Origin of the sequence: Vibrio sp. Isolate24 (assembly GCF_022398215.1) — a bacterium.
In the GTDB taxonomy this organism is placed as follows: Bacteria; Pseudomonadota; Gammaproteobacteria; order Enterobacterales; family Vibrionaceae; genus Vibrio; species Vibrio coralliilyticus_A.
The window spans coordinates 429,670-441,119 of sequence record NZ_JAKEUU010000001.1; the positions used below are offsets into that span (position 1 = coordinate 429,670).

At 43.9% G+C, this 11,450-nt stretch carries 2 protein-coding genes and 1 tRNA gene; 2 read left to right on the plus strand and 1 reads right to left on the minus strand.

The features are described from left to right. Nucleotides 1-23 precede the first annotated feature (23 nt). Nucleotides 24-98, plus strand: a tRNA-Gly gene (locus L1D23_RS01930). Between the two features lie 121 nt (nt 99-219). On the opposite strand, the gene L1D23_RS01935 is transcribed toward L1D23_RS01930, so the two are convergent. Continuing rightward, nucleotides 220-1,182, minus strand: a complete 963-nt coding sequence (locus L1D23_RS01935) for a peptidoglycan DD-metalloendopeptidase family protein (RefSeq protein ID WP_239863932.1) — start codon at nt 1,180-1,182, stop codon at nt 220-222. 9,727 nt (nt 1,183-10,909) lie between these two features. On the opposite strand from L1D23_RS01935, the gene L1D23_RS01940 reads away from it, so the two are divergent. Beyond that, nucleotides 10,910-11,110 (plus strand): hypothetical protein, encoded by a 201-nt coding sequence (locus L1D23_RS01940; RefSeq protein WP_239863934.1) that lies wholly within the window; start codon nt 10,910-10,912, stop codon nt 11,108-11,110. Nucleotides 11,111-11,450 lie beyond the last annotated feature (340 nt).

Here is an 11,450-nt window from a genome sequence, read left to right on the forward strand (position 1 = left end):
ATTGGCTCTGTCTTCACGATGATGCGTGCATCGTATAATGGCTATTACCTCAGCCTTCCAAGCTGATGATGCGGGTTCGATTCCCGCTGCACGCTCCAATATTTCTTGTCTAAGACTCTAACTCACCTATCCAAGAACACATTACTCTGTTTCACTACAAATAAACCAAACCAAAGCTAACGTACGTAATCTGTCTTACGCACGCTAACTTAGTGAGCCTTAGTTTATCTGTTGCTCAAGCTGTGAGAAAACTTTCTGAGCCTCTCGGGATTGAGAAGATACAAGCTGTACGGCGACCTTTTCAGCGAATGCTCGCTTCTTTTCAAAGTCGATAGGCCTACCGTTTTTCCATAACTCAAAGTGAAGGTGCGGGCCGGTTGTTCTTCCCGTATTACCGCTTGTACCTACTGTTTCCCCTTGTAAGACAACATCCCCCTTACTGACATAGCGATTAGACAGGTGAAGGTATCGCGTTTTTAATCCGCCAGGATGCTGGATAACAATGTAGTTTCCCGCTATCGGGTGATAGCGAGAGGCGATGACTTCGCCTGAAGAGATACTGACAACAGGTGTTCCGACAGGCACAGCGTAATCTGTTCCAAGGTGGGGAGCCATAGTGCGAGTCACAGGGTGAAAGCGCGAATGGCTGAACGGCGAACTGATTCTAAAGCGTCGTGATACTGGAGAAAGCAGGTGCTTATCTTTGTAAAAACGCTCACCATCGGTGCTAAATAAAGTGCCGGCTTCTGTACTATAAACATAAAATGCCTGAGACTTGTCACGATATAAAAAAGCAATAAGCTGATCTTTCTCGTTAAGTTTAAAAGCAAACTGTCCAGAACCAGATACTGAATTGATGAAGTCAAACTTACCGGCAGATAAAGATATAAGATCTTGGATAGTATTTGGTGCAATGCCCAAGTTGAGCGTCGTCCCATAGAATGAGTAACCCACATGGCTACTAATTAACTTATCTTTTTTTACCGGTGTTTTTAATACCAGATCATCTTGCTTAATAGTGTTATTAACTTCAGGTGGAGTCGTTTTGCTTGAATGTCTAGTTGATGTGTCACTGAGTGGTGATATTTCAACTAGGGCGCATAAACTTAAAGGAATAAGAGCCAGATACCAGAAGGACAAATAGTCTCGGTAACTTTTCGCTGGAATAGACGTTGAATGCATTTTAATAGTTATTTGATATTTTCATACAATGATAGGGCTTTAAAGCATAAAATCCATATAAAAAATTAATTAATAATAGTGATAATAAGTCGCTTTGAAGGCTTGTATATACTTTATGCCATTAGGCTAGGCAAACAAATATTTAAAAGCGTTTTATTAGTAGTAAATGTGATGTTTTATATAGTCAATATGCCATGTTGAGAAAATTAATTTCCTAAATATAATCGTTGAAAATTTAACTTGTCATTGGCATTGGCTTCAAAAATGAAACACTATAATTATTTAGCACTCAGTGCATCTCTTCTACTTGTCGCATGTGGTGGCGGCGGTGGTGGCGAGGGTGATAGTTCGCCACCGTCAAGAACGATTGGTTCAATTTCTGGCAATGTTTATGATGCGCCAGTATCGAACGCGAAGGTCTATATTTGGGAATATGATAACGGCCAGCAAGGGCGGCTCATTGCTTCGACCAAAACAGACTCAAGAGGTAATTATAGTGTTTCGGTCGAGTCTGCTTCACGCCCCGTATTGATTCGTGCTGAGGGGGGATCATATATTGATCCTGTAACAGGGGAAGAGGTCTCTATCAGCGCGAACAAAGTCCTCAAGTTAGATAGTGTAGTCAATTACGTTGAAGGCTCACAGCAGTCAGTCATGGTGACACCTCTCACCAATATGGCAGCAGGCTTAGCAAAACATAAGCTGAGCAAAGGTATCAGCGATTCATCAGCGGTTTCCCAATCCATTAGTGCTATAAGTGATATGTATGGGTTTGACGTTAATACGACTGAGCCGATTGATATCACGAATGGCGCTCAAAGCGCGTATGCGACTGATGGCCATAAATATGGCGCGTTGCTAACGGCCTATTCTTCCTACGCTAAGGACCTGATCACTCAGCATGGTGGTAACACTGATAACCAATACACTTCAATTAATTTAGCAAGCATTCAATATAATGACATCAGTTCTGATGGCTTATTGGATGGAATGGGGAAAATCGGTAACCATGATCAGCCATTAGATTTTGGTGCGGTGAGAGTCACCAGCGAGCTATACACCAATGAGTTAGCTAAGCATGTGATGATCGTGGCCAATAGCCCTGAGCTTAATAAGTCGAGTATTGGGGCCGAGGAGTTTGATTCTTTTGGTAAGAAAGTCAATGCTATCGGCTCCGGTGGAGATACTAATGTCATTCCTAAACGTGATGAAACCGCTATCGACTCGACTCCTCCAGTCGCAAGTCGACCAGCTGAAACTGAAAACGATGTTATTGCACGTACAGGTAGTGTTGAAGTCAAACTTGAGGATGAAGTTGGGGTTGATGTCCCTAAAGTCGTACTTGAATCATTTTTGAGTGGCACTTGGACTGAATTAGGTACGTGTCAAGTTGGTGAGACAGGTTCTGGTCACTGCGCTATAGATGTTACTGGTTTCGAAAAGGGCTTAAGAAGCTCGAATGTTAAAGTCAAAATCGATACCGTTTCTCTGGACCAGCTCAACATCAGTTCTGGTCAGGCGCGCCTTGTGTTTTATACCGTAGACGTACTTGGCAACACAATCGTTAAGGATTCTGCGGAACACAACCCTCATATCATTAATTTTTCTTGGGATAACCAAAAGCCAATCATTAAAGTGATTTCTGGTCAGACTATCCGTAGCGACAGTACTGAGACCGACTATATTTTATTTGGTACCGTCACAGAAAGTTCGCCTGGTGGAAGTGCTGTTACTGTTTCATTTAAAGGGGATACACCTGAAGAGTTAGTTTGTTCTCCAACTGCAGAAGAAGGCACATGCGAGTTTTCTAACAAGTATCCTCTTTCTCAATTTTCAACGACATCAACCAAGTTTGAGATAAGAGCAACGGATGCTCAGGGCAATATTGGTGAGAAGACTCACACGGTAACTAAAGATGATCAACCGCCGAGTCAGGATATCTCTTATCCAGCCACCCAGTTTAACTTTGTACTTGAAACGGCGTCGGGTGATCGTACTAGCTACCCTGATGCGTATACACGAGATACATACGATGCCACATCTGTAATCACATCAAAAAACTACCTCAAAATCGATTATCAATATGCGGCTAGCAAGATTAAGAATAATACTGATCTTAATTTCCAGTCGTTTACTACTAACTATCTAGATGTTAACAAAATCCCATACATTAAGGTGGTGGTAGAAGATGCTCGTTCGTCAGATGGTGTAGATGTTGGCTCTCCAGCCAATAAGTTGAAGTTAGAGGTGCGTTATTTTGTCAAAAAAAATGGCCAAGGCGAATACGAGCTCAAAAATACGACCACGGCTAATGCCTTCCTTGACCAAGACACTGTACGTATACCACACGAAACCATAGAAGAAGAGGCTCAAGAAGGAGAAGATAAGTGGGTATCATCAATGACCTACTACATCCCGTTGACTAGGGATATATTAGGCGATTCATTTAGTAATGTGTCTGAGCTAGACGCGCAAAAACTTGTCATTCGCACTTCCGATGATTCAAAGAATTACTCAAGTGAAGAAACGGTGTATTTCAAAACTACCTTTGATCTTCCCACTTATACGGTAGTGACGCCCTTTGTCGGTGCGTTAGCACAGCTAGAAGGATTGAATACAGCGGATGGGGAGTTTATTGGTTTAACCACATGTCAAACATCAAGAAGATCTGAGTCTAATTCTGTATTAGCACGAGATGTTGCGACTTGCTCTTTAACAACTGACATTATCGGCTATGACTTCCTGCGAATCAGACTAGCAAGCCCTACTGCATTAAATACACACTATTTCAATTGGACTAATGACAGCAGCGATCCCGTGTCGGTTAACCTAGACGATGCCAACTTTGGGGTCTACTTTAAGCCTGATGGTTCAAGCAGTTATTATGTGACTGAGCTTTCTGCCTACCACACTGGGTTATTTGACTATCGTTGGAATAATTACCAAGGGGCGAAGGACGTAGAAGCTGCAGAATCCATTCTTGCCGAGGTCAAAAATGCATTGGCGTTAAAAACACCAGGCAGTTTTTTCGGCTTTGACCCTACCACCACCAGTTATGCAACCAACGAAATGCTGTTGAATGGTACTCCTAGCCAGCTAAGTGTTGAGTACCAGCACCGCTTCCTTGCTGAATCAATTGCAAGTTTGTCTGAAAAGGCGCTACGTTATGATTCAGCAGGCTTTGCCACCGCTTTTTACGACGATCTAAGCGCAGATGGCAAGCCTGATGGTAAAGGGAAAAGCGGTAGTGGCATTAAACTTGATAATTACGAGTTTAATGCAGAAACTTATCGTACCGATTTAGCCCAAGCATACTTTGATTTACTTACGGGTAAGCATACTGGTAAACCTTGGGTAACAGACAGCATTGCACAGTTGTTTGCGGATGATATATCCAAAGCTAGGCCCATGTTAGGTACTCTGGACCTATTTGGTAAAGATGGGGTAAGTATCGACCAAGACGCGCCTAACGTGGAACTAACGGTAGCGGGTAGAACTTATACTGACAAGAATCAACAATATGTCGCGGGTCCGATTGAAGCGAAATTGGTTGTCTCTGACCCATCGGGCATAAAAGATGATGCATCTACTCGGTTAACTTTCGCTCCGATGTGGTACAAACGCTCAACCCCTAATGACGAAGAACCAGCCAATGACATTTCGTTCACACCAAACGTGAACAATGATGAATACGTAAAACAGTTCGCTTTTTCTGTAAATACCGCGTTAAGTGAGCATAAAGACAAAGTGGAATTGGCTATCCATACCAGTGCAATGGATAACCAAGGGAACGGCTATGGCTACCCAGATAATAAGCGTAAAGATTCTCTCTTCATCGATAACGAACCTCCTAAAATCTCCTTGATTCGCCCTGAGGATCCAAAAACCGAGAATCAGCTTGAAGACAGCGTATACCTTAATACCAACAACGAACTGAAGCTACAGTTTAACGTTGTGGATACTGTCAATGACCAAAAAGAAAAGCGTGTTCTGCTATTCAAAGATAGCTCGGGTAAAATTAAGAGTTATGATGCCAATAAATTTGCTATTAATGACCCTGATAGCTTTGTTATTAACCTGTGTAAGGAAGTCGTTTGCGATAATAAACCCGTCTATCCAGGTGAAGGTGATTGGGAGGTTTATGTAAAAGCGATCGATAACTTGGGCAATGAGGTAAATGAGAACTCAATATCAGCACCGAAGTTTACAGTTCGGGTTGACTCAGTACCGCCTGAAGTTGAAAACAGGACCGCAGAAAAAATGCTGGGAGGCAATACCACATTAAAACCTGCGCCTATCTGGGGCGATCATAGCCCAGGTGACAAACTTGATGTCAGACTCCAAATAGGTAGTGGTGGTCCATTTACCATTTTAGGTCTTTGTAGTGATGACGATACTGTGCCTTGTTTGGAAGGGGCTCAACCTAACGTTGGCGTCAAGCTTATTGCCGATGCCTTTACGCATGGTCAAACCAATACCTTACGTTATACAGCGACAGATAAGGCATACCCGCCTAATACCAGTAAAGTAGGGATAATCAAATTTCAAGTCGATAAAAAAGGGCCCGTTATCAACTTCCAAGACCCATGGTTAGTCGACTATGTCTCACAAAAGACAGGTGTATTGGGAGCTAAGTTCTCGGCGAAATTTAATAGCGTCACAGATGACTCCGGCGTAGAGAAAATCTCGCTTTATCAGAAAACAGACTCCGGTGAAACCTTCTTAAAAGATTGGACAGCAAGCGAGTGGAGCTCTAGCTTTGAGGGCACATACCCGGAAAGCAATGACGAGAACAAGATTGTTACAGACGACAGTAACCGCGCTAAGCTTTTTGTTAAAGCGACCGACATTCATGGATTTGTATCAAGTTCCAATGTGTCTAATGTGATCATTGATACGCAAGGCCCATCACTAAAATTGAATGGGCATGAAGAGAATGATTTTTATGTGCCCGGTTATGAGCTCACGATCATTGCGGAAGACTATGACGACAACGGCTCGATAAACTCAAATGGTGTAGATAAGAACAAGTTTGAGTATTGGATATTCAAGGGCGATGTTGCGCCAAATGGAGAAGGAACCAAGCCAAACCTAGATAAATCTAGTGGCCAATATAAGATCCCACTACCGTCAAATCTCGATACAACGGGTGAAGATGCTATTACCGTAAAACTGAAGGCGCAAGATATCCGCGGCAATGTTTCCACGGTGCCATTTAAACTGCATATCAAACAGAAAGCACCAGAAGGAGAAATAACTGATGTTGTGTACGTAACCAATAATGAATCCATTGGCGTTGGCAATACTATTACTAAGTCTGACGGTATCAAACTCCTTCTGAAGATTTCAGATATTAGCGGCATAGATGAGATAACCGGCTCTTACCACTTTAAGAGTGAAGAAGCCGGAACTACGACTGGTGAAGAGGCCGGAACTACGCTCAGCTTTACTTACAAAGGTGAGGATCAATGGGAATCTGTTATTCAAAAAAGCGCGCTGGCTAAAGACGGTATCTACACTGTATCTATTTACGCATATAATAACGCCAAATACTTAGATGGAGGGGATAACGCACAGCGAAACCCTCTAGAAATAACAGAGACGTTAAGTGTTCAAAGGCAAGGGGTAAGGCTTAAGGTTAAATCGCCGGAAGATTTCCAAAACTTTATAGCCAATGGCGAGCTAAAGGTGGATTTTGAGGTAACAAGCGCAGTCACACCAAATGAGCTCCAATGTTGGGTTCGTGAAAACTATACGTTGGACCAAGCACCAACAGATAATTTGGGAGCGACCTCTGGGCTACTGGAAGGTGAGCTTGGGAAAACCCCAAGTTGTACGGTGAAGTCTAACCAGAACTTTCAAGACTCACCTGTGGTATTAATTGTTAAAACCAAAGGCAAAAATGGAACTCCGAACGTGCAAAGGTTTACGTTCAATCAAATGGATGTCAACCCACCAACGTCTGTGCAAAAAGACTACTTATTAAAGGGTGAAAACGTTATTCCAGCGAGTCCATCTGCAAATAAAGACAAGCAATTAAGCATCCAGCTCGGATTTACTGACAACCAATCAAGGGTCAATATTAATACAGATCCGCAAGACTTTAGACCACAGCTTGTTAGAATCAACAATATTGATCCAATAAAGCCTAAAGAGTGTGTACGCAATTCTGATGGTGTGACATGTCGCTATATTGAGAATTACACAACTTTCATCGATCCACGTAACACGGAGCATATCTTTAACGTTAAGAACTTAAGTGATAATGCAGGTAATACGGCCGATTTTTCTCAGCTTTCATTAAAGCTTCCGGAAGGCAAACCGACAATTGCAATCACCAGTACAGACGATATTGAGACCCCCCTTGTTCAAAACACCGTCGTTAAGGACCTGATAAGCATCAACCTTAAAACGCTGTTACCTAATGGCTCGAAGCTGGAAGTGTTAACTGTCAAGGTAGGTGACACCACTTATTCTACTGCCAATACCAATCATAAGGATAACTTTGAGGCAGTAACAAAGTGTGGAGAGAATGACGAATACCTATGTGCGGAGTTTAACGCTAACGTGCCTGACACTGACGTTCAATCCTTGGAGGTTACAGCGAGAGCGATGGATGTGTTTAACCGCAAAAGCACTGTTGATACGAAGCTTAATAAGGTAACGTTTATCGTTGACAAAAAAGCCCCTGAGGTTGGTGACACTAATGTGGTAGTGGAAAAAGAGGGTGACAAAGTCAGGTTCACTTTCCCCATTACCGACAGCGGAAGCGGGTTAGCTCGAGTCACTTACACAGTGAAAGAGCTAGGCCAGACTTTCACCAGAGATGAAGGGCTCAATAATGAGTCTACCTACTTTGAGGTCAAGGCATCGGAACTGGCCAACAAGAACAAGTTGACCGTAACCTTCACCGCTGAAGACAAAGTGGGCCGTACTACAACTGTGTACAATAAGGAGGTCAATATAGCGCTACCTACTGTAGTGTTATCTCTGGCGGATAATGCGCGTATAGAAGGGGGATGGCTTGTACTTGGCCGTACCAGTCAAGAAATGACACTAACAGCGAATGCTACGAGTAGTATTACTGCAGAAAGTTACCGTATCACTCTTATGCCTGTTTCACCTGGAGAATCAATCGAACAGTCGGCGTTGTTTGGCGACACGTCTGCGACCAGTACATTTAGCTTCAAAGACACGGATCAAGGCCAGTACATGTTGAAAGTGGCAGTAACGGACTCGATTGGTCGCACGCTTGAAACGTTCACTTACGCGGGTAATGAATATGGCGTTGAAGGCATAAAGTCTGTCGTTGATACCCAAGACCCGAGCGTGAGTAACCTAAAAGCCGAGCAAACAACCTTCGCACCAGATGATAATGGCGAATACTTAGTCGAGGTGACTGCAAACGTCTTGGATACGAACTTGAAAGAGGTGAATGCAGAGCTTGCGTTGAAAGCAGGTGGCAACAAAATACTGCCTAAATCTGTAGAAGAACCGACGGACGATAGTAAGCCGTACGTCTTCAGTTTCTCCGTCCCAGCGGGTGTTTATCGGGTTTCGATTAACGCGCGTGATCTTGCCGGAAAGGTCAATTCATCGCAAGAAATCGAGACCACGGTAGTCGCCGCTACGACCCCAGAGGTAAAAGCAATATCAGCCACACCGCAAGGTCCGATTGGAGGTGATAAACAGACTCAGCTGAAAATCGAGTTTTCTGAAAAGGTCCAAGACTTTACGCTGAGCGATATAAAACTCACCCAAGCGGGTGGAAGTGGTGATGTGGGCACTCTGAGTGGATTATCTACAACAGACAATATTATTTGGATCGCTAACTACAAAGCGCCTCAAGGAGAAGATAAAACCATCACCTTTACCCTAGAAGACGATGCCTATCAAAGTGAGAAGGGAATCAAGGGTAAAGGGGATACGTTTAATCTAGAGGTTAAAGGTGTACTGCCAACAGTAAAATCACTATCGCTCAATCCTGAATATGCAGATACAGGGGATACCATCAATGTGACAGTGGAATTTTCACAGCCGGTCTCAGAGCCTTCGGAGTCGTATCTCAATACCAGCACAACCAAAATCAATTGGGATGCTGCTAGCGGTGAAAGTGACCGTTGGACAGGTAAGGTCAAGGTTCCAAGTGCCAATGACACAGATCTTGAAATGCCAATAGTGATTGCTGGTTTTAGTGATACATACACGAATGAGGGCGTAGCCTATCAAGATAAAAAGTTGTTACTGAAACCTAAGGTGACAATCACTGAGCTTGTAGTGAGTGCGCGCAAAGTAACGGTAAAAGGAACTACCACAAGAACAGGGACATCCGCGACGTTGAAGCTAACGTTTGAAGATGAGAGTAAAAACACAGTGAGTCTAGATAAAAACGGAAACTTGTCGGATGGCGCTTTTGAACAAACGGTGACGTTTGATGAGCTATCGAGCTTAGCCAGTGGTTCAGTCGATGTCACCGCAGTGGTAACCAACAGTCAGAATGCTTCAGGTGAAGGGACAACCTCCTTTACCTTAGACAAGCAAGCACCGACGTTGGCATCAACCAACCCAGTGAGCTTTGATCCGGGTTCAGCCGTCGTGGGCACCGACAATGTGAAAGTGACCGTGACTTTTGATGAGGCGGTGACGAAACCTTCAGGCAGCCAACTGGGCGATGAGACCATTAGCTGGGAAGGTGACGGCAAAGCGAAGGACGTTTGGATCGGAACGGCTGACATTAGCAGTGTCGAGAACACGTTGGAATCCTTGCCACTGACTATTAAAGGATACCAAGACGAGNAACCTTCAGGCAGCCAACTGGGCGATGAGACCATTAGCTGGGAAGGTGACGGCAAAGCGAAGGACGTTTGGATCGGAACGGCTGACATTAGCAGTGTCGAGAACACGTTGGAATCCTTGCCACTGACTATTAAAGGATACCAAGACGAGTCAGGCAACCYAGGTGCGGAGAACACGGACCACCAGTTTGCGTTGCAGCCAGTAGTGACCATAAGCGAGGTAACGGTCAACGCAGGAGCGGTGACGGTGAAAGGCAACGCCACGCATTCAAGCAACTCCGCGACGTTGAAGCTAACGTTTGAAGATGAGAGTCAAAACACAGTGACTCTAGATAAAAACGGAAACTTTTCGGATGGCGCTTTTGAACAAACGGTAACGTTTGATGANGCGGTGACGGTGAAAGGCAACGCCACGCATTCAAGCAACTCCGCGACGTTGAAGCTAACGTTTGAAGATGAGAGTCAAAACACAGTGACTCTAGATAAAAACGGAAACTTTTCGGATGGCGCTTTTGAACAAACGGTAACGTTTGATGATCTATCGGGCTTAGCCAGTGGTTYAGTYGAKGTCACCGCAGTGGTAACCAACAGTCAGAATGCTTCAGGTGAAGGGACAACCTCCTTTACCTTAGACAAGCAAGCACCGACGTTGAAATCAGCCAACCCAGTGAGCTTTGAGCGACTGGAGCCAAGCAAGGTGAAAGTGACCGTGACTTTTGATGAGGCGGTGACGCAACCTTCAGGCAGCCAACTGGGCGATGAGACCATTAGCTGGGAAGGTGACRGCAAAGCGAAGGACGTTTGGATCGGAACGGCTGACATTAGCAGTGTCGAGAACACGTTGGAATCCTTGCCACTGACTATTAAAGGATACCAAGACGAGNGCGGTGATGGTGAAAGGCAACGCCACRCATTCAAGCAACTCCGCGACGTTGAAGCTAACGTTTGAAGATGAGAGTCAAAACACAGTGACTCTAGATAAAAACGGAAACTTTTCGGATGGCGCTTTTGAACAAACGGTAACGTTTGATGAGCTATCGGGCTTAGCCAGTGGTTCAGTCGATGTCACCGCAGTGGTAACCAACAGTCAGAATGCTTCAGGTGAAGGGAGCGATACTTTTACGTTAAATTAAAACTCGTATTGTCTATAAATAGGTCGTATATATAGACGGTGCTTTAATTTTTGAACCAAAACGCCAATTTTTATTGGCGTTTTTTTTATTTAAAATATCTGATGATAAACGAAATGAATATTGAAATAGTCTGATTGTACATTCACTCGATTAATTGACTATCTTACGCTCGATAATGGCTGTCGAAGTGTAATTAATTTCATGAATTTCGCCACGTTGCATTGTGCCTCAGACCTTGTATAGTGGCGCTGCGCCTTAGGGTGCTATCCTGCACAGGTGGTGAATACTATCTGTTTAGTATCTACAATATATTGGTACATTGACGTGATATTCAATCACG